14 protein-coding genes and 1 tRNA gene are annotated in these 19,774 nt (G+C 68.0%); 12 read left to right on the forward strand and 3 right to left on the reverse strand.

Annotated elements, in window-relative coordinates:
* Window positions 1–30: 30 nt before the first annotated feature.
* Window positions 31–1,086: a UDP-N-acetylmuramate dehydrogenase gene (locus OTB20_RS30765; RefSeq protein ID WP_267822490.1), complete on the forward strand. Its 1,056-nt coding sequence runs from the start codon at window positions 31–33 to the stop codon at window positions 1,084–1,086.
* Window positions 1,087–1,103: 17 nt separating this feature from the next.
* Window positions 1,104–1,520: a hypothetical protein gene (locus tag OTB20_RS30770; RefSeq protein WP_267822492.1), complete on the forward strand. Its 417-nt coding sequence runs from the start codon at window positions 1,104–1,106 to the stop codon at window positions 1,518–1,520.
* An 18-nt stretch (window positions 1,521–1,538) separates the two neighbouring features.
* Here OTB20_RS30770 and OTB20_RS30775 read toward each other — a convergent pair whose 3' ends face one another.
* Entirely contained in the window at window positions 1,539–2,558 is a 1,020-nt protein-coding gene (locus OTB20_RS30775; RefSeq protein WP_267822494.1) for an adenosine deaminase, read from the reverse strand.
* Window positions 2,559–2,802: 244 nt separating this feature from the next.
* Window positions 2,803–4,029, reverse strand: a complete 1,227-nt coding sequence (locus tag OTB20_RS30780) for a pyridoxal phosphate-dependent aminotransferase (RefSeq protein WP_267822496.1) — start codon at window positions 4,027–4,029, stop codon at window positions 2,803–2,805.
* Between the two features lie 191 nt (window positions 4,030–4,220).
* On the opposite strand from OTB20_RS30780, the gene OTB20_RS30785 reads away from it, so the two are divergent.
* From OTB20_RS30785 to OTB20_RS30830, 10 genes are all read left to right on the forward strand, one after another.
* A tRNA-Trp gene (locus tag OTB20_RS30785) sits at window positions 4,221–4,293 on the forward strand.
* 105 nt (window positions 4,294–4,398) lie between these two features.
* Window positions 4,399–4,680, forward strand: coding sequence for a preprotein translocase subunit SecE (gene secE, locus OTB20_RS30790; protein WP_243333337.1), 282 nt, complete (start codon window positions 4,399–4,401; stop codon window positions 4,678–4,680).
* An 84-nt stretch (window positions 4,681–4,764) separates the two neighbouring features.
* Window positions 4,765–5,706, forward strand: coding sequence for a transcription termination/antitermination protein NusG (nusG, locus tag OTB20_RS30795; protein ID WP_267822497.1), 942 nt, complete (start codon window positions 4,765–4,767; stop codon window positions 5,704–5,706).
* A 171-nt stretch (window positions 5,707–5,877) separates the two neighbouring features.
* Window positions 5,878–6,312: a 50S ribosomal protein L11 gene (rplK, locus tag OTB20_RS30800; RefSeq protein ID WP_267751595.1), complete on the forward strand. Its 435-nt coding sequence runs from the start codon at window positions 5,878–5,880 to the stop codon at window positions 6,310–6,312.
* Between the two features lie 83 nt (window positions 6,313–6,395).
* The gene (gene rplA / locus OTB20_RS30805; protein ID WP_267822498.1) at window positions 6,396–7,124 is read left to right on the forward strand and encodes a 50S ribosomal protein L1; all 729 of its coding nucleotides are present in this window, start codon (window positions 6,396–6,398) and stop codon (window positions 7,122–7,124) included.
* Between the two features lie 230 nt (window positions 7,125–7,354).
* Window positions 7,355–8,290 (forward strand): hypothetical protein, encoded by a 936-nt coding sequence (locus OTB20_RS30810; RefSeq protein ID WP_267822500.1) that lies wholly within the window; start codon window positions 7,355–7,357, stop codon window positions 8,288–8,290.
* A 274-nt stretch (window positions 8,291–8,564) separates the two neighbouring features.
* Complete coding sequence (rplJ, locus tag OTB20_RS30815) at window positions 8,565–9,095, forward strand: 50S ribosomal protein L10 (protein ID WP_267751591.1); 531 nt, start codon at window positions 8,565–8,567, stop codon at window positions 9,093–9,095.
* A gap of 110 nt (window positions 9,096–9,205) precedes the next feature.
* The gene (rplL, locus tag OTB20_RS30820; RefSeq protein ID WP_267751590.1) at window positions 9,206–9,586 is read left to right on the forward strand and encodes a 50S ribosomal protein L7/L12; all 381 of its coding nucleotides are present in this window, start codon (window positions 9,206–9,208) and stop codon (window positions 9,584–9,586) included.
* 586 nt (window positions 9,587–10,172) lie between these two features.
* Window positions 10,173–13,655 (forward strand): DNA-directed RNA polymerase subunit beta, encoded by a 3,483-nt coding sequence (rpoB, locus tag OTB20_RS30825; protein WP_267751588.1) that lies wholly within the window; start codon window positions 10,173–10,175, stop codon window positions 13,653–13,655.
* A 97-nt stretch (window positions 13,656–13,752) separates the two neighbouring features.
* Window positions 13,753–17,652: a DNA-directed RNA polymerase subunit beta' gene (locus OTB20_RS30830; RefSeq protein WP_267751587.1), complete on the forward strand. Its 3,900-nt coding sequence runs from the start codon at window positions 13,753–13,755 to the stop codon at window positions 17,650–17,652.
* 282 nt (window positions 17,653–17,934) lie between these two features.
* Here OTB20_RS30830 and OTB20_RS30835 read toward each other — a convergent pair whose 3' ends face one another.
* Entirely contained in the window at window positions 17,935–18,528 is a 594-nt protein-coding gene (locus tag OTB20_RS30835; protein WP_267822502.1) for a hypothetical protein, read from the reverse strand.
* Between the last annotated feature and the right edge of the window lie 1,246 nt (window positions 18,529–19,774).

Raw genomic sequence — 19,774 nt, forward strand, 5'->3', positions numbered from 1 at the left:
CGGGGGGGCGCGGACCGTACTCTTGTCCACGTGCAGGAACTCCAGGACGCCCCCCTCGCCCCCCTGACCACCTTCCGGCTCGGCGGCCCCGCCGCCCGGCTGGTCACCGCGACCACCGACGCCGAGGTCGTCGCCACCGTGCGCGCCGCGGACGAGAGCGGTACTCCGCTCCTGGTCATCGGCGGCGGCAGCAACCTGGTCATCGGCGACCAGGGCTTCGACGGCACCGCCCTGCGGATCGCGACCACCGGATTCACGCTCGACGGGACCCGGCTGGAGCTCGCGGCCGGGGAGAACTGGAGCGAAGCCGTCTCCCGCGTGGTCGACGCCGGGCTCGCGGGCATCGAATGCCTCGCCGGGATCCCCGGCTCGGCGGGCGCCACCCCGATCCAGAACGTCGGGGCGTACGGCCAAGAGGTATGCGACACGATCACCGAGGTCGTCGCCTACGACCGCACGCGCGGGGAAACGCTCACGCTCTCGGCCGCCGAGTGCGCGTTCTCGTACCGCGACAGCCTCTTCAAACACCAGCCGGACCGGTACGTCGTCCTGCGCGTCCGGTTCGCCCTGGAGGACGCGGGCGGCCTGTCCGCGCCGGTCAAGTACCCCGAAACCGCCCGCGCCCTCGGCGTCGAGGCCGGCGACCGGGTGCCCGCGGCGAAGGCCCGCGAGACCGTCCTGCGGCTGCGCGCCGGCAAGGGCATGGTGCTCGACCCCGCCGACCACGACACCTGGTCGGCCGGCTCCTTCTTCCACAACCCGATCCTCGGCGACCAGGCGTACGCCGCCTTCCTCGCCCGCGCCCAGGACCGGCTCGGCCCCGACGCGACCCCGCCCGCGTACCCGGCCGGCGCGGGCCGTACGAAGACCAGCGCGGCCTGGCTGATCGACAAGGCCGGCTTCACCAAGGGCTACGGCGACGGTCCCGCCCGGATCTCCACCAAGCACACCCTCGCCCTCACCAACCGGGGCGAGGCCACCACCGAAGACCTTCTCGCGCTCGCCCGCGAGGTCGTGGCGGGTGTCCACGCGGCCTTCGGCGTCACCCTGGTCAACGAGCCGGTGACGGTCGGCGTCAGCATCTGAGGAGTCCCGGCCCGCCCATGCTCTGTCCCCTGCACGGGGCCGGTACGGACCCCACCCGGCTGGTGGGACGCACGATCAGAAGGGTCGTCGCGTCCTGGCACATCAGCGACGGCGAACGCTCCGAGGCGCCCCTCGACGTCTGGCTCCTCGACAGCGACGGGGAGTCCACCCGGATCACCACCGGGTCCGACGCCTGTCTCATCGTGGAATCCGAGTCACCCCACGAGCCCTACGACATGGGGGAGTGGGGCCGCGTCGAAGTCGGTGAGGACCTCGGAGACCACCCCTTCCTGCGCCACCTCGGCGAGACCGTGGAATCGGTCGCCGAGTTCGCGCTGCCCGCACAGGGGCGCACCCACCTGGAGATCGGCTTCCCCGACGGCACCCGGGTACGGGCCGACTGCCACGAGGGCGACCTGCGGCTCACCCGCTGACCGCCCACCGGGTCGCCCCTACGAGGCGATCCAGTGGTCGATCCCGGCCTGCAGCTTCTCCTGGACGTCGGCGGGCGCGGCGCTGCCGCGCACCGACTGGCGGGCCAGCTCGGCGAGCTCCGCATCCGTGAAGGCGTGGTACCGGCGGGCGATCTCGTACTGGGCCGCGAGCCGGGACCCGAAGAGCAGCGGGTCGTCCGCACCGAGGGCCATCGGGACCCCGGCCTCGAAGAGGGTGCGCAGCGGGACGTCCTCGTGGCGTTCGTAGACCCCGAGGGCGACATTGGACGCCGGGCAGACCTCACACGTGATCTGCCGGTCGGCGAGCCGTTTGAGCAGGCGGGGATCCTCCGCGGCCCGTACGCCGTGCCCGATGCGGGCAGCGTGCAGATCGTCGAGGCAGTCGCGGACGGAGGCCGGACCGGTGAGCTCGCCGCCGTGCGGTGCCGCGAGCAGGCCGCCCTCGCGGGCGATGGCGAAGGCCCGGTCGAAGTCGCGGGCCATGCCGCGGCGCTCGTCGTTGGAGAGGCCGAACCCGACGATGCCGCGGTCGGCGTACCGCACGGCGAGCCGGGCGAGGGTACGGGCGTCGAGGGGGTGCTTCATGCGGTTGGCGGCGATGACGACGCGCATGCCGAGGCCGGTCTCGCGGGAAGCGGCGTCCACGGCGTCGAGGATGATCTCCACCGCCGGGATCATCCCGCCGAGGAGGGGGGCGTAGGACGTGGGATCCACCTGGATCTCCAGCCAGCCGCTGCCGTCCCGTACGTCCTCCTCCGCGGCCTCGCGGACCAGGCGTTGGATGTCCTCGGGCTCACGGAGGCAGGACCGGGCGGAGTCGTAGAGCCGCTGGAAGCGGAACCAGCCGCGTTCGTCGGTGGCGCGCAGCTTCGGCGGCTCGGCGGAGGTGAGGGCGTCCGGGAGGCGGACGCCGTACTTGTCGGCGAGCTCCAGCAGTGTCGACGGGCGCATCGAACCGGTGAAGTGCAGGTGGAGGTGGGCTTTCGGCAGAAGCGTGAGATCGCGTACGTGCTCCATCCGGTGATCCTGCCGCACCGCCGCGCTCCGCGGGAGGGGGTTTTACCGATCGGGGGCTTGCGCGAACGCATGAGCGGGAGCGAAGGCCGCCGGCGCGGAGGCCTCCCGGGCCCGCCGGGGCCCGGTCCTCGAACGCCGGACGGGCTGGCAGACCGCCCGAACGCGGGCGGGGCCGCACTACGCCCGAGCGGCGGCTCCCCGTCGGGGAACCGCCGCTCGGGGACGGGCTGCGTCAGGCTTGGACCTAGGCCTTGGCCTCCGCCAGGAGCTTCTGGATGCGGGAGACGCCCTCGACCAGGTCCTCGTCGCCCAGGGCGTAGGAGAGGCGCAGGTAGCCGGGGGTGCCGAAGGCCTCGCCCGGGACGACCGCGACCTCGGCCTCGTCCAGGATCAGGGCGGCGAGCTCGACGGAGGTCTGCGGGCGCTTGCCGCGGATCTCCTTGCCGAGCACGTCCTTGACCGCCGGGTACACGTAGAACGCGCCTTCGGGGGTCGGGCAGTAGACGCCCTCGATCTCGTTCAGCATCCGCACCATCGTCTGACGGCGGCGGTCGAAGGCGGTGCGCATCTCGTGGACGGCGTCCAGGTTGCCGGAGACGGCGGCCAGCGCCGCGACCTGGGCCACGTTGGAGACGTTGGAGGTGGCGTGCGACTGGAGGTTGGTCGCGGCCTTGACCACGTCCTTCGGGCCGACGATCCAGCCCACCCGCCAGCCGGTCATCGCGTACGTCTTGGCGACGCCGTTGACGACGATGCACTTGTCGGCCAGCTCGGGGACGATCGCCGGGAGCGAGACGAACTTCGCGTCGCCGTAGACCAGGTGCTCGTAGATCTCGTCGGTCAGGACCCACAGACCGTGCTCGACGGCCCAGCGGCCGATCGCCTCGGCGTCGGCCTCGGAGTAGACGGCGCCGGTCGGGTTCGACGGGGAGACGAAGAGGACGACCTTCGTGTGCTCGGTGCGGGCCGCCTCGAGCTGCTCGACGGAGACGCGGTAACCGGTGGTCTCGTCGGCGACGACGTCGACCGGGACACCGCCGGCGAGACGGATCGACTCCGGGTACGTGGTCCAGTACGGAGCCGGGACGATGACCTCGTCACCCGGGTCCAGGATGGCCGCGAACGCCTCGTAGATGGCCTGCTTGCCGCCGTTGGTCACCAGCACCTGGGAAGCGTCGACCTCGTAGCCGGAGTCGCGCAGCGTCTTCGCGGCGATGGCGGCCTTCAGCTCGGGCAGACCGCCGGCCGGGGTGTAGCGGTGGTACTTCGGGTTGCGGCAGGCCTCGACCGCGGCGTCGACGATGTAGTCCGGGGTCGGGAAGTCGGGCTCGCCCGCTCCGAAACCGATCACCGGACGCCCTGCGGCCTTGAGGGCCTTGGCCTTGGCGTCGACGGCGAGGGTGGCGGATTCGGAGATGGCACCGATACGGGCGGATACGCGGCGCTCGGCGGAAGGCGTTTCAGAGCTCATGCGGCCAATCGTCCCAGACGCGAAACGAGCGCCGCACTCCGTTTCAGTTACCGGACGGGAGCTCGTCAGGTGGTCCTGTTCGACGTCAGGGCCCGGACCACGTACACTCAACCGTCGTTGGCCCTCGCCGACCACTGCAGAGCGTGAGCACACCGTGCACTCGCCTGAATGCGGTAGGTTGGGGCACGCAAAGGGTCGTAGCTCAATTGGTAGAGCACTGGTCTCCAAAACCAGCGGTTGGGGGTTCAAGTCCCTCCGGCCCTGCTCCACACTCCTTCTCGGACGTGTGCGCAGGTACGTATTTCGATGCAGTGCCGTGCGGCGCAACCGGGCGCGGCTACGGCCACGACCCGGATTCAGGTGAGAGACGTGACGGACGCCCTGGGCTCCATCGACATGCCTGACGCCGAGGACGACACTCGCGAGAAGAAGGCCCGCAAGGGCGGCAAGCGCGGCAAGAAGGGCCCTCTGGGTCGTCTCGCGCTTTTCTACCGCCAGATCGTCGCGGAGCTCCGCAAGGTTGTCTGGCCCACCCGAAACCAACTGACGACTTACACCTCCGTGGTGATTGTCTTCGTCGTCATCATGATCGGTCTGGTGACCGTGATTGACTACGGGTTCCAGGAAGCCATCAAGTTCGTCTTCGGCTGATCCCCGCGGAGGGCGGCGCCTTGATGGCTGCCGCCCGTTTTCGCATGTTCGACCACCTTTTGTATCCAGGAAGAAGCAGCCACCGTGTCTGACCCGAACCTGAACGCGAGCCCCGACTCCGTCGAGTCCGTCGAGGACGCGCTCGACATCGTCGAGGCTGCAGACGCCGTGGACCCCGATGAGGCCGAGCTCGCCGACGCCGAGGCGGGTGTCGCCGCCGAAGAGGCCGCGCTGCACGTCGAGGGCGAGGTAGACGCCGAGGCTGAGGACGACGCCGAGGCCGAAGAGGCCGACGACGAGTCCGACGAGACCGAGGACGAGGCCGAAGAGGCTTCCGACGAGGACGCCGCCGTGGCCGAGGCCGACGTGGAGGCCGAAGAGGCCGCCGACGCCGAGCCCGCCGAGCCGGTCGACCCCATCCAGGCGCTGCGCGAGGAACTGCGCAGCCTGCCGGGTGAGTGGTACGTCATCCACACCTACGCCGGCTACGAGAAGCGCGTGAAGGCGAACCTCGAGCAGCGTGCCGTCTCGCTGAACGTCGAGGACTTCATCTACTCGGCCGAGGTGCCCGAGGAAGAGATCGTCCAGATCAAGAACGGCGAGCGCAAGAACGTCCGGCAGAACAAGCTGCCCGGTTACGTTCTCGTCCGCATGGATCTGACGAACGAGTCCTGGGGCGTCGTCCGCAACACCCCCGGTGTCACCGGCTTCGTGGGCAACGCGTACGACCCGTACCCGCTGACCCTGGACGAGATCGTCAAGATGCTCGCTCCTGAGCTGCAGGAGAAGGCCGCCAAGCTGGCAGCGGAAGAGGCCGGTCTGCCGGCGCCCGCCATCAAGCGCGCCATCGAGGTCCTGGACTTCGAGGTCGGCGACTCGGTCACCGTCACCGACGGCCCGTTCGCGACGCTGCAGGCGACCATCAACGAGATCAACCCGGACTCGAAGAAGGTCAAGGGTCTCGTCGAGATCTTCGGCCGCGAGACCCCGGTCGAGCTCAGCTTCGACCAGATCCAGAAGAACTGATCCACGGTCTTCTGACACACGCTTCCGGACAGGTCAGATTGCCCGCTTGCGGGCGGTCTGACCTGCTCGGTTTTCAGCCCCGCGCCGATACCCGTTATCGTGGTGCGGTATGCCTCCATCCGGATGACCGGATTGGCGGCGAAAAACTCTCACTAGGACCCGGAGAGAGCAATGCCTCCCAAGAAGAAGAAGATCACGGGGCTTATCAAGCTCCAGATCAAGGCCGGTGCGGCCAACCCGGCTCCGCCGGTCGGCCCCGCGCTCGGTCAGCACGGCGTCAACATCATGGAGTTCTGCAAGGCCTACAACGCCGCGACCGAGTCGCAGCGTGGCATGGTCGTGCCGGTGGAGATCACGGTCTACGACGACCGCTCCTTCACCTTCATCACCAAGACTCCCCCGGCCGCGCGCCTCATCCTGAAGAGCGCTGGCGTGGAGAAGGGCTCTGGCGAGCCGCACAAGACCAAGGTCGCGAAGCTTACGCGCGCCCAGGTCCGCGACATCGCCACGCTCAAGATGCCTGACCTGAACGCCAACGACATCGACGCGGCCGAGAAGATCATCGCCGGCACCGCGCGTTCGATGGGCATCACGGTCGAAGGCTGATTCAGCCACCCAGCACGACAGTGGTAGGGCCAAGCGCTGGTCCGCACCACGACTCCATGCCTGATCACAACACAGGAGCAGAAGTGAAGCGCAGCAAGACTCTCCGCGCTGCGGACGCCAAGATCGACCGGGAAAAGCTGTACGCCCCGCTCGAGGCCGTCCGTGTCGCCAAGGAGACCTCCGCGACCAAGTTCGACAGCACCGTCGAGGTCGCCTTCCGCCTGGGTGTAGACCCGCGCAAGGCCGACCAGATGGTCCGCGGCACCGTGAACCTCCCGCACGGCACCGGCAAGACCGCCCGGGTCCTGGTCTTCGCGACCGGTGACCGTGCTGCGGCCGCGGTAGCCGCCGGCGCCGACATTGTCGGCGACGACGAGCTCATCAACGAGATCGCCAAGGGCAACCGCCTCAACGAGTTCGACGCCGTTGTGGCCACCCCGGACCTCATGGGCAAGGTCGGCCGCCTCGGCCGCGTGCTCGGTCCCCGTGGCCTGATGCCGAACCCGAAGACCGGCACCGTCACGATGGACGTCGCGAAGGCTGTCACCGAGATCAAGGGTGGCAAGATCGAGTTCCGCGTCGACAAGCACTCGAACCTGCACTTCATCATCGGCAAGGTCTCCTTCTCCGATGAGCAGCTGGTCGAGAACTACGGCGCGGCCCTGGACGAGATCCTTCGTCTGAAGCCGTCCGCCGCGAAGGGCCGCTACATCAGGAAGGCCGCCCTCAGCACCACCATGGGCCCCGGCATCCTGCTGGACTCCAACCGCACCCGGAACCTCCTCGTCGAGGAAGACCCGGCTGCTGTCTGATCAGCCCCGAGCCTGCGGGCTCTGAGCCTCACGGCTCGCTGAACGGCCGAATCCGGGCCCTTCGTCCCCTTCCAGGGGGGCGGGGGGCCCGGTTTTTTTGTCAGTCGGTGTCGCTAGCCTGAGCTCTAACCTGTTCGACAGGCGATCCACACGTGGTTCACAGTGAACTGCCCGCGCGTGCGCGGGAAGTTCGCGGTCTGTTCCGCAGAGCGATACCCAAGGGGTGGGGAATGAAGAAGAAGTCCGTATGGACGCGTGCCGGTGTCTCGGTGGCCGCGGTCACCGTCGTGGTCGGCGTCACGGGATGTCAGGACGGCGCTACGAAGGCCGCGGACAAGTCCGCGGCCCAGTCTCCGGCGGCGGCGAAGCAGAGCCCCGCCGAGGCCATCCAGGCCGCGTACAAGAAGACGGCGGACGCGAAGTCGGCCAAGGTCCGCATGACGATGGCGATGCCGTCGGGTAGCAAGGCCGGCGGCGGCACCGTGGAGCTTTCCGGGGTTCAGGGGTGGGACCCGGCCGTCATGGACATCACCGTGAAGGGCTCGACGTTCAAGGACCTCGCCGCCGCGGGCGGCGGGGAGGTGCCCGACTCCATCCGCGTGATGATGACGAACAACGTCATGTACATGGACATGGGCACCGCGAACGCCGCCCAGCTGGACGGCAAGCGCTGGATGAAGCTGGACCTGAACGCCGCCCTGGAGGCCGCAGGTGAGGGCGCTGCGAACCTCGGCGGCATGGAGAGCCTGAACCAGGACCCGGCCCAGCAGATCGCGCTCCTGCTCGACTCGAAGAACCTCACGCACGTCGGTACCGAGCAGGTCGAGGGCGTGAGTGCGGAGCACTACCAGGGCACGCTGAGCTTCGAGGAGATGCTCGCCGCCAACGAGTCCACCAAGGTGCTGTCCGAGGCCGACCGCACGGCGCTGGTCGAGAACATGAAGAAGGCCGGCCTCAAGGGCTACGACACGAACCTCTGGGTCAACAAGGACGGCTACCCGGCCCGCATGAGCGTCTCCATGGAGACTGCCGAGGGCAAGACGGACCTGGACGCCTACTACTCGGACTACGGCTCGGCGGCCGCCGTGCAGGCCCCTGCCGACAGCGAGACCTTCGACCTCTTCGGGATGCTCAAGGAGATGGGCGGGGCCGGCGCGGGGGCCTGATCCCTGCCGGCGGCCCGCCTCGGGCTGACCGATTTGCCTGAGCGGCGAACGGTCACGTACTCTTCCGGAGAAGCCAAAGACCGCTGGTCGTTGCCGTGCCCGCAAGGGTTCGGTGGCCGAAGGATCCGCTAACTGCGGACGTCCTGCGCAGGTGATCAAGGAAAGTTCCCGGAACTCGTTCCGGTTGAGCTACGCCCTGGCGCCTGCGCCGGGGCGTTTCGTATTTATGCCCCTTCTGAGCGGTCCTCATCACCCGGAAGGAGGCCGACGCACTATGCCGACGCCCAACAAGGCTGCCGCGGTAGCCGAGCTCACGGACGCGTTCCAGAGCTCGAACGCCGCCGTGCTGACCGAGTACCGGGGTCTCACCGTCGCGCAGCTCAAGACGCTGCGTCGTTCCCTCGGTGAGAACGCCCAGTACGCCGTGGTGAAGAACACGCTGACCAAGATTGCGGCCAACCAGGCCGGGATCACCGCGCTGGACGAGCACTTCGCTGGTCCGACCGCGGTCGCCTTCATCACCGGTGACCCGGTGGAGTCGGCGAAGAGCCTGCGTGACTTCGCCAAGGAAAACCCCAACCTGATCATCAAGGCGGGTGTCCTTGACGGTAAGGCGCTCACCGCCGATGACATCAAGAAGCTTGCGGACCTCGAGTCCCGCGAGGTTCTGCTCAGCAAGCTGGCCGGCGCGTTCAAGGGCAAGCAGTCTCAGGCTGCCTCGCTCTTCCAGGCGCTGCCGTCGAAGTTCGTCCGCACCGCGGAAGCGCTTCGCGTCAAGCTCGCCGAGCAGGGCGGTGCCGAGTAATTCGGCTCGCGCACTGATCCACGCCGCCTAGTGCGTGGGTCAAAGCGGGCCGTTACGCCCGCCTCTATATACATCCGGCACCTGCCGATTTAGTGGAAGGATCGCCCATCATGGCGAAGCTCAGCCAGGAAGACCTGCTCGCTCAGTTCGAGGAGCTCACCCTCATCGAGCTCTCCGAGTTCGTGAAGGCGTTCGAGGAGAAGTTCGACGTCACCGCCGCCGCGGCCGTCGCCGCTGCCCCGGCCGGTGGCGCTGCCGCCCCCGCCGAGGTCGAGGAGCAGGACGAGTTCGACGTCGTCCTCACCGCCGCCGGTGACAAGAAGATCCAGGTCATCAAGGTCGTGCGCGAGCTGACCTCCCTCGGCCTGAAGGAGGCCAAGGACCTCGTCGACGGCGCTCCGAAGCCCGTCCTCGAGAAGGTCGCCAAGGAGGCCGCTGAGAAGGCTGCCGAGACCCTCAAGGCCGCCGGCGCTTCCGTCGAGGTCAAGTAACACCTCTGAGGCCTCTCTGAGGCCTCGGCCGAGGGCGATCACCCGTAAGGGTGGTCGCCCTTTGGCGTACCCGGAGTGCCTGACTTGCCCCGGTCTCGTTGGGGAGTAGGGTGATCTTCGTTGCTCAGCGGCAGGGTCCTTCGATGATCCGCTCGGAGCAGGGGGCCTTGACGAACGGGACGCGGCGCGCAATTCTCAGACCCGTCGCCAGAACGCAGTCCTGATCCGAGATTCGAGGCATGGATCGGGTCGGTATCGGGCATGGATCGACTACGAAGAGGGCAGTACTGTTACGCGCTCTGTATGCGGGAGCCGAGCGGGACACACGGTTGTTAAACGACACGGGGAAGGCCTGTTGCCGGTTTCCGGAAACCTGGTCTGGACATCAGTGAGCCTATTGGCTACACTGACCCTTTGCGCTGCCTGTTAGCTGCCCCCTGCCCGTCGCCAGGGGCATGCCCACGCATGAGCACACTTGATTGAACGACCCTGAGCTGGTCTTTGACCAGATGGGGGGCGCTTGTCTTCTGTGTCAGCTGGGACCGGTACGCGCGTAGTGAGTCCGAGCCCTCGGAAGGACCCCCTCTTGGCCGCCTCGCGCAACGCCTCGACCAATACGAACAACGGTGCCAGCACCGCCCCGCTGCGCATCTCCTTTGCAAAGATCAAGGAGCCTCTCGAGGTTCCGAACCTCCTGGCGCTGCAGACCGAGAGCTTTGACTGGCTGCTCGGCAACGCCGCCTGGAAGTCTCGCGTCGAGTCGGCGCTTGAGAGCGGACAGGACGTTCCCACCAAGTCCGGTCTGGAAGAGATCTTCGAGGAGATCTCGCCGATCGAGGACTTCTCCGGGTCGATGTCGCTGACGTTCCGCGACCACCGTTTCGAGCCGGCGAAGAACTCTGTCGACGAGTGCAAGGACCGCGACTTCACATACGCGGCTCCGCTTTTCGTCACGGCTGAGTTCACGAACAACGAGACCGGAGAGATCAAGTCTCAGACGGTCTTCATGGGCGATTTCCCGCTCATGACCAACAAGGGCACCTTCGTCATCAACGGCACCGAGCGTGTCGTCGTGTCGCAGCTCGTCCGTTCCCCCGGTGTCTACTTCGACTCCTCCATCGACAAGACGTCCGACAAGGACATCTTCGCCTCCAAGATCATCCCCTCGCGGGGTGCTTGGCTCGAGATGGAGATCGACAAGCGCGACATGGTCGGTGTTCGCATCGACCGCAAGCGCAAGCAGTCCGTCACCGTTCTCCTCAAGGCTCTCGGGTGGACCACCGAGCAGATCATGGAGGAGTTCGGCCAGTACGAGTCCATGCGCGCCACCCTGGAGAAGGACCACACCCAGGGCCAGGACGACGCGCTGCTCGACATCTACCGCAAGCTGCGTCCGGGCGAACCGCCGACCCGCGAGGCTGCTCAGACGCTGCTCGAGAACCTCTACTTCAACCCGAAGCGCTACGACCTCGCGAAGGTCGGCCGCTACAAGGTGAACAAGAAGCTCGGCGCGGAAGAGCCGCTGAACGCCGGCGTGCTCACCACCGACGACGTCATCGCGACCATCAAGTACCTGGTCAAGCTGCACGCCGGTGAGACCGAGACCATCGGTGAGTCGGGTCGTTCGATCGTCGTCGAGACCGACGACATCGACCACTTCGGCAACCGTCGTCTGCGCAACGTCGGCGAGCTCATCCAGAACCAGGTCCGTACGGGTCTGGCTCGTATGGAGCGCGTCGTCCGCGAGCGGATGACGACCCAGGACGTCGAGGCGATCACGCCGCAGACCCTGATCAACATCCGGCCGGTCGTCGCCTCCATCAAGGAGTTCTTCGGCACCAGCCAGCTGTCGCAGTTCATGGACCAGAACAACCCGCTGTCGGGTCTCACCCACAAGCGCCGTCTGTCGGCGCTTGGACCGGGTGGTCTGTCCCGTGAGCGGGCCGGCTTCGAGGTCCGAGACGTTCACCCGTCGCACTACGGCCGCATGTGTCCGATCGAGACCCCTGAAGGCCCGAACATCGGTCTGATCGGCTCGCTCGCCTCCTACGGCCGCGTCAACGCGTTCGGGTTCGTCGAGACCCCGTACCGCAAGGTCATCGACGGTGTCGTCACCGACGACGTCGACTACCTGACGGCCGACGAGGAAGACCGCTTCGTCATCGCCCAGGCCAACGCCGGCCTGTCCGAAGACATGCGCTTCACCGAGAACCGCGTGCTGGTTCGTCGTCGTGGCGGCGAGATCGACTACATCGCCGGCGACGACGTCGACTACATGGACGTCTCCCCGCGCCAGATGGTGTCCGTCGCGACCGCGATGATCCCCTTCCTCGAGCACGACGACGCCAACCGTGCCCTCATGGGCGCGAACATGATGCGCCAGGCCGTTCCGCTCATCAAGGCGGAGGCGCCGCTCGTCGGCACCGGCATGGAGTACCGCTGTGCGGTCGACGCCGGTGACTCGATCCGTGCGGAGAAGGACGGTGTCGTCCAGGAGGTCTCGGCCGACTACATCACCGTCGCCAACGACGACGGCACGTACACCACGTACCGCGTCGCCAAGTTCTCCCGCTCGAACCAGGGCACCTCGGTCAACCAGAAGGTCATCGTCAACGAGGGTGACCGCATCATCGAGGCGCAGGTCCTCGCCGACGGTCCTGCGACCGAAGAGGGCGAAATGGCCCTCGGTAAGAACCTGCTCGTCGCGTTCATGCCCTGGGAAGGTCACAACTACGAGGACGCGATCATCCTGTCGCAGCGCCTCGTACAGGACGACGTCCTCTCCTCGATTCACATCGAGGAGCACGAGGTCGACGCCCGTGACACCAAGCTGGGCCCCGAGGAGATCACCCGGGACATCCCGAACGTCTCCGAGGAGGTCCTCGCGGACCTCGACGAGCGCGGCATCATCCGCATCGGTGCGGACGTCGTCGCCGGCGACATCCTGGTCGGAAAGGTCACGCCCAAGGGCGAGACCGAGCTGACCCCGGAAGAGCGCCTGCTCCGCGCGATCTTCGGTGAGAAGGCCCGCGAGGTGCGTGACACCTCGCTCAAGGTTCCTCACGGTGAGATCGGCAAGGTCATCGGTGTCCGCGTCTTCGACCGCGAGGAGGGCGACGAGCTTCCCCCGGGCGTGAACCAGCTGGTCCGCGTCTACGTCGCCCAGAAGCGCAAGATCACCGACGGTGACAAGCTCGCCGGCCGCCACGGCAACAAGGGTGTCATCTCCAAGATCCTTCCGATCGAGGACATGCCCTTCCTTGAAGACGGCACGCCGGTCGACATCATCCTGAACCCCCTGGGTGTCCCGTCCCGAATGAACCCGGGACAGGTCCTGGAGATCCACCTCGGCTGGCTCGCCAGCCGCGGCTGGGACGTCTCCGGTGTCTCGGAGGAGTGGGCCGAGCGGCTGAAGGTCATCGGCGCCGACCGCGTCGAGCCCGGTACCAACGTCGCCACCCCGGTGTTCGACGGTGCCCGCGAGGACGAAATCTCCGGCCTCTTCGAGCACACCATCCCGAACCGCGACGGGGACCGCCTGGTCCTCCCGACCGGTAAGGCGCACCTGTACGACGGCCGCTCCGGCGAGCCGTTCCCGGAGCCGGTCTCGATCGGCTACATGTACATCCTCAAGCTCCACCACCTGGTCGACGACAAGCTCCACGCTCGGTCGACCGGTCCGTACTCGATGATCACGCAGCAGCCGCTGGGTGGTAAGGCGCAGTTCGGTGGCCAGCGCTTCGGTGAGATGGAGGTGTGGGCGCTTGAGGCTTATGGCGCCGCGTACGCACTCCAGGAGCTCCTGACCATCAAGTCCGATGACGTGACCGGCCGCGTGAAGGTCTACGAGGCCATCGTCAAGGGCGAGAACATCCCCGAGCCGGGCATTCCCGAGTCCTTCAAGGTGCTCATCAAGGAAATGCAGTCGCTCTGCCTCAACGTGGAGGTGCTGTCCTCGGACGGCATGTCCATCGAGATGCGCGACACCGACGAGGACGTCTTCCGCGCGGCGGAGGAGCTCGGTATCGACCTGTCCCGGCGTGAGCCGAGCAGCGTCGAAGAGGTCTGACGGGCCTGACGGGGGGCTCGCTCAAGAGCCCCCCGTCATCCCCGGGACCGTTCAGACCATGATTGAGACTCGACCCCGAAAGAGGGATTGACGCACAGTGCTCGACGTCAACTTCTTCGACGAGCTGCGGATCGGCCTTGCCACCGCGGACGACATCCGAACCTGGTCCCACGGCGAGGTCAAGAAGCCGGAGACCATCAACTACCGCACGCTCAAGCCCGAGAAGGACGGACTCTTCTGCGAGAAGATCTTCGGTCCGACCCGGGACTGGGAGTGCTACTGCGGCAAGTACAAGCGTGTCCGCTTCAAGGGCATCATCTGTGAGCGTTGTGGCGTCGAAGTCACGCGCGCCAAGGTGCGCCGCGAGCGGATGGGCCACATTGAGCTTGCCGCTCCCGTCACCCACATCTGGTACTTCAAGGGCGTCCCGTCGCGCCTTGGCTACCTGCTGGACCTCGCGCCGAAGGACCTCGAAAAGGTCATCTACTTCGCCGCGTACATGATCACGTTCGTGGACGACGAGCGCCGCACCCGCGACCTCCCGTCCCTGGAGGCGCACGTCTCCGTCGAGCGCCAGCAGATCGAGAACCGCCGCGACTCCGACCTCGAAGGCCGGGCCAAGAAGCTCGAGACCGACCTGGCCGAGCTCGAGGCCGAGGGCGCGAAGGCCGACGTACGCCGCAAGGTGCGCGAAGGTGCCGAGCGCGAGATGAAGCAGCTCCGTGACCGCGCCCAGCGCGAGATCGACCGCCTCGACGAGGTGTGGGCCCGCTTCAAGAACCTCAAGGTCCAGGACCTCGAGGGCGACGAGCTGCTCTACCGCGAGCTGCGCGACCGCTTCGGTACGTACTTCGACGGCTGCATGGGCGCCGCGGCGCTGCAGAAGCGTCTGGAGTCCTTCGACCTTGACGAAGAGGCCGAGCGCCTCCGCGAGATCATCCGTACCGGCAAGGGCCAGAAGAAGACCCGTGCGCTCAAGCGCCTCAAGGTCGTCTCCGCGTTCCTGCAGACCAGCAACAAGCCCAAGGGCATGGTTCTGGACTGCGTGCCGGTGATCCCGCCGGACCTGCGTCCGATGGTGCAGCTGGACGGTGGCCGCTTCGCGACCTCCGACCTGAACGACCTGTACCGCCGCGTGATCAACCGCAACAACCGCCTGAAGCGCCTTCTCGACCTCGGTGCCCCCGAGATCATCGTGAACAACGAGAAGCGCATGCTCCAGGAGGCCGTCGACGCCCTCTTCGACAACGGTCGTCGTGGTCGTCCGGTGACCGGTCCCGGCAACCGCCCCCTGAAGTCCCTCAGCGACATGCTGAAGGGCAAGCAGGGTCGATTCCGCCAGAACCTTCTCGGCAAGCGCGTGGACTACTCCGCGCGTTCCGTGATCGTCGTCGGTCCCCAGCTGAAGCTGCACCAGTGTGGTCTGCCCAAGGCCATGGCGCTGGAGCTCTTCAAGCCGTTCGTGATGAAGCGCCTGGTCGACCTGAACCACGCGCAGAACATCAAGTCGGCGAAGCGCATGGTCGAGCGCGGCCGCACGGTCGTCTACGACGTGCTCGAAGAGGTCATCGCCGAGCACCCGGTTCTGCTGAACCGTGCGCCCACGCTGCACCGCCTCGGCATCCAGGCCTTCGAGCCCCAGCTGGTCGAAGGCAAGGCCATCCAGATCCACCCGCTCGTCTGCACCGCGTTCAACGCGGACTTCGACGGTGACCAGATGGCCGTGCACCTGCCGCTTTCGGCAGAGGCGCAGGCCGAGGCCCGCATCCTGATGCTGTCCTCGAACAACATCCTGAAGCCGGCAGACGGTCGTCCCGTCACCATGCCGACCCAGGACATGGTGCTGGGTCTGTTCTTCCTCACCACCGACGGTGAGCTCCGTGACGTCAAGGGCGAGGGCCGCGCGTTCGGCTCCACGGCCGAGGCGACCATGGCGTTCGACAACGGTGAGCTGGCTCTCCAGTCGGCCGTAGACATCCGCTTCCCGGTGGGCACCATCCCGCCGCGTGGCTGGGTGCCCCCGGTCCGCGAAGAGGGCGAGCAGGAGTTCCAGCCGGGCGACTGCTTCCGACTGCGCACCACCCTGGGCCGCGCGCTCTTCAACGAGCTGCTGCCCGAGGACTACCCGTTCGTCGACTACTCGGTGGGCAAGAAGCAGCTCTCCGAGATCGTCAACGACCTGGCGGAGCGCTACCCCAAGGTGATCGTGGCGGCGACGCTCGACAACCTGAAGGCGGCCGGCTTCCACTGGGCGACCCGTTCGGGCGTCACCGTGGCCATCTCCGACGTCGTCGTGCCCGAGGCCAAGAAGGCCATCGTCAAGGGCTACGAGGAGCTGGACGAGAAGGTCCAGAAGCAGTACGAGCGCGGTCTGATCACCAAGGACGAGCGCACGCAGGAGCTCATCGCGATCTGGACCAAGGCAACCAACGAGGTTGCCGAGGCGATGAACGCGAACTTCCCCAAGACGAACCCCATCTTCATGATGGTTGACTCGGGTGCCCGAGGAAACATGATGCAGATGCGACAGATCGCCGGTATGCGTGGTCTGGTGTCGAACGCGAAGAACGAGACCATCCCGCGTCCGATCAAGGCGTCCTTCCGTGAGGGCCTCACCGTTCTGGAGTACTTCATCTCCACGCACGGTGCCCGTAAGGGTCTGGCGGACACCGCCCTGCGTACCGCCGACTCGGGTTACCTCACCCGTCGTCTGGTGGACGTCTCGCAGGACGTCATCATCCGCGAGGAAGACTGCGGCACCGAGCGCGGCCTGAAGCTGAAGATCGCCGTTCGCGGCGAGGACGGCGCGCTGCGCAAGTCCGACGACGTCGAGACCTCGATCTACGCCCGCATGCTGGCCGAGGACGTCGTCATCGACGGCAAGGTCATCGCGCCGGCCAACGTCGACCTCGGTGACGTGCTCATCGACGCCCTGGTCGCCAACGGCGTCGAGGAGGTCAAGACCCGCTCGGTCCTGACCTGTGAGTCCGCGGTCGGCACCTGTGCCTTCTGCTACGGACGCTCGCTCGCCACCGGCAAGCTGGTCGACATCGGTGAGGCGGTCGGCATCATCGCCGCCCAGTCCATCGGTGAGCCCGGTACCCAGCTGACGATGCGTACCTTCCACACCGGTGGTGTGGCCGGTGACGACATCACGCAGGGTCTGCCGCGTGTCGTCGAGCTCTTCGAAGCCCGTACGCCGAAGGGTGTCGCCCCGATCTCCGAGGCCGCCGGCCGCGTGCGGATCGAGGAGACCGAGAAGACGAAGAAGATCGTCATCGTCCCGGACGACGGCAGCGAGGAGACGCCCTTCCCGATCTCCAAGCGCGCCAAGGTCATCGTGGGCGAGGGCGACCACGTCGAGGTCGGCCAGAAGCTGACCATGGGTGCCACCAACCCGCACGACGTGCTGCGCATCCTCGGCCAGCGTGCGGTCCAGGTCCACCTGGTCGGCGAAGTCCAGAAGGTCTACAACTCGCAGGGCGTGTCGATCCACGACAAGCACATCGAGATCATCATCCGGCAGATGCTGCGCCGCGTGACGATCATCGAGTCCGGCGACGCGGAGCTCCTGCCGGGCGAGCTCGTCGAGCGGTCGAAGTTCGAGACCGAGAACCGTCGTGTGGTCACCGAGGGCGGTCACCCCGCCTCCGGCCGTCCGCAGCTGATGGGTATCACCAAGGCCTCGCTCGCGACCGAGTCCTGGCTGTCGGCGGCGTCCTTCCAGGAGACGACCAGGGTTCTGACGGACGCGGCGATCAACGCCAAGTCCGACTCCCTGATCGGCCTCAAGGAGAACGTCATCATCGGCAAGCTCATCCCGGCCGGTACGGGCCTCGCCCGCTACCGCAACATCCGGGTCGAGCCGACCGAGGAAGCCAAGGCCGCGATGTACTCGGCCGTCGGCTACGACGACATCGACTACTCGCCCTTCGGCACCGGCTCCGGCCAGGCTGTCCCGCTGGAGGACTACGACTACGGCCCGTACAACGGCTGAGTCCAGTAGTCAGTACGAAGAAGCCCCCCGCCGCTCCGAGAGGAGAGGCGGGGGGCTTTCTCGTGTCCGGGAGCCGGGCCAGGACCAGGGCCGGCGGGTCAGGCCGCGACGGCGGCGCGGGACCGTGGTGACCGAAGTCAGGGGTGGCCTCGATGGTGTGGCCGCCGGTGCTGACCTGGTTGGCGCCCGTGGCGGTGAGGCGGGCGGCCGTGCTGGCGAGCTCGGCCCGGTCCAGGCAGCCGATGGGGTGCTCGCCGGTGGTGGCGCCCCGGGTGCGGGTCTTCACCGTGGCGGTGACCGCGCCCGAGGCGGGGGACCTCGCCCAGGCGGACGACCCCGGTCTGCGGCCCTCCAGGGGCTTGGCAGCGCCGCCGGAGGTGAGGGGGTGCCGGACAGCTCGGGGGAGTACCAGAAGGCTTCGGAGCCGGGCACGGACGGGGCGGAGTACGTCTGCCGCGTGGCGCCTGCCGCGCCGGGTGACGGGCGGGACCTGGTAGGCGGTGGCGCCGAGGACCTGCTCCTGGCGGGAGTAGACACTGGCCGGCCGGTCGGGGGAGGTGTACGGGGCGCTGCGGACGGTGACCAGGGGAGGGGCGGGGACGCCCGGGCCGTCCAGCTGTTCCTCTCCGGACGTGGTGCGGCGCGGGCGCCGATCGAGAAGATCGCGACCGGGACGGGGTTGTCGGCGCCGAAGAAGGTACGGCCGTCGTTCTTGTAGCCGTAGCCGTAGCCGTAGCCGTAGCCGTAGCCGTAGCCGTAGCCGTAGCCGTAGCCGAGGGGTTCGAGGGCCGCGGCCACGGGGACCAGCAGTCGGCGCTTGTCGCCCAGTGCCAGCAGCACCAGGGCCAGCAGCGAGACCGCCCCGCCGCCGCCCACGCCAGGCGGGTCCTGCGCGCGATGGCCGTGTTGAGGAGGAAGGACCCGGCCAGGCAGGCCGAGCGAGGCCACGTACAGCCGGGGCCGGCCGGCGTCGCTCAGTGCTCAGCTTCACAGGCCGTACGTGGCTCTGAGCACGCCCCGCTGCCACCAGGGGCCCGGGTACGGCCATCAGAGCGGCGGCGGCACCCATCGTCAGCGGGGTGATCGCGAAGACGGCGAGGTCCACGCGCGCGCGGGGGGCGAGGACGGCCAACCGGGAGAGGGGGTTGCCGGGGTAGGTGCGGTAGCCCGAGAGGAACTGCTGGCCGAAGCCGCCGCGCCGGGTGAACAGCAGGTCGTCGGTCACAAGGGTCCGTCGGGCGCGCGGGAGTTCAGGGCGGCGGGGCCGGACCACGGCCGGACCGCCGCCGGGGAGCCCGGACCGCGGCCGGTGAGCTACCGGGCGCTGACCTGGCAGGCCGTCACGGCGATCGCCGAGACCGCCGCCATGGCGCTGGCGAGCGACCGGCGCACACGCTTCCGGCATCCAACCCGTATTCGCAGCACGCAAGTTGACGGGCGGTCTGGTCGCTGCGACGGACCATGTGGGGCGGCGACCCGTCGCCCCGGCGAACCGGCCTCCATGGCGCTGCGCAGCCGCTCCAGTTCCACGGCGACGGACTACGGGTCCGGCGTGTGCGGGTCCGGCGCGCCCCCACCCTCAGGGCGCGGGATCCGGGCTTCGCCGTCGCGGGTGTCGCGGCAGCCGTGGGTGTCATGGGTGAGGGGGGCGAGCAGCGTGCGGTCGGCGTCGGACGGCCACTCGGTAGGAGCCGGTCGGGCAGGACGGCCGCTCGGAGGGCGTCGGCGACCAGGGCCTCGACGCCGGGGAGGGCGCTCGGGGGAGTGGTCGCGCCGGTTCACCCCGGGCTGATGGGTGGAAGGGGGCTGTCGGGGCGGTGCCCGGAAGGGGGCCGAGGTGGACGCCCCGAACGGGGAGTGGCGTACCGCGCTGGATCTCGCCGTGAGCGCGGGGCGGGCCGGGACCGGGTCCGGCTGCTGCTCCGTCGCGGCGCGACCCCGGCGGAGCGCGCTCCGGGCGTGGCCTACGACCGGGCGCGACGGTCGCCCGAGGGCCTGGAGACGTACGGGCTCCCCTTCAGAGCCCTGTACACCGCACGGCCGGGGAGGGGGCGGCCCCCGGCCTCCCGGGCGGCCGGCGGCCCCGGAGCGGGGAGCAGGGGGCGGGGGAGAGGGGGAGAGG

This window comes from Streptomyces sp. H27-H1 (assembly GCF_026627445.1).
In the GTDB taxonomy this organism is placed as follows: domain Bacteria; phylum Actinomycetota; class Actinomycetes; order Streptomycetales; family Streptomycetaceae; genus Streptomyces.

Bases quoted from the DNA above. Each gene is read 5' to 3' on its own strand.
- OTB20_RS30775 (WP_267822494.1), bottom strand. From the start codon at position 2,558: ATGGAGCACGTACGCGATCTCACGCTTCTGCCGAAAGCCCACCTCCAC.
- OTB20_RS30770 (WP_267822492.1), top strand. From the start codon at position 1,104: ATGCTCTGTCCCCTGCACGGGGCCGGTACGGACCCCACCCGGCTGGTG.
- OTB20_RS30780 (WP_267822496.1), bottom strand. From the start codon at position 4,029: ATGAGCTCTGAAACGCCTTCCGCCGAGCGCCGCGTATCCGCCCGTATC.
- OTB20_RS30810 (WP_267822500.1), top strand. From the start codon at position 7,355: ATGAAGAAGAAGTCCGTATGGACGCGTGCCGGTGTCTCGGTGGCCGCG.
- rplK (WP_267751595.1), top strand. From the start codon at position 5,878: ATGCCTCCCAAGAAGAAGAAGATCACGGGGCTTATCAAGCTCCAGATC.
- rplL (WP_267751590.1), top strand. From the start codon at position 9,206: ATGGCGAAGCTCAGCCAGGAAGACCTGCTCGCTCAGTTCGAGGAGCTC.
- rplJ (WP_267751591.1), top strand. From the start codon at position 8,565: ATGCCGACGCCCAACAAGGCTGCCGCGGTAGCCGAGCTCACGGACGCG.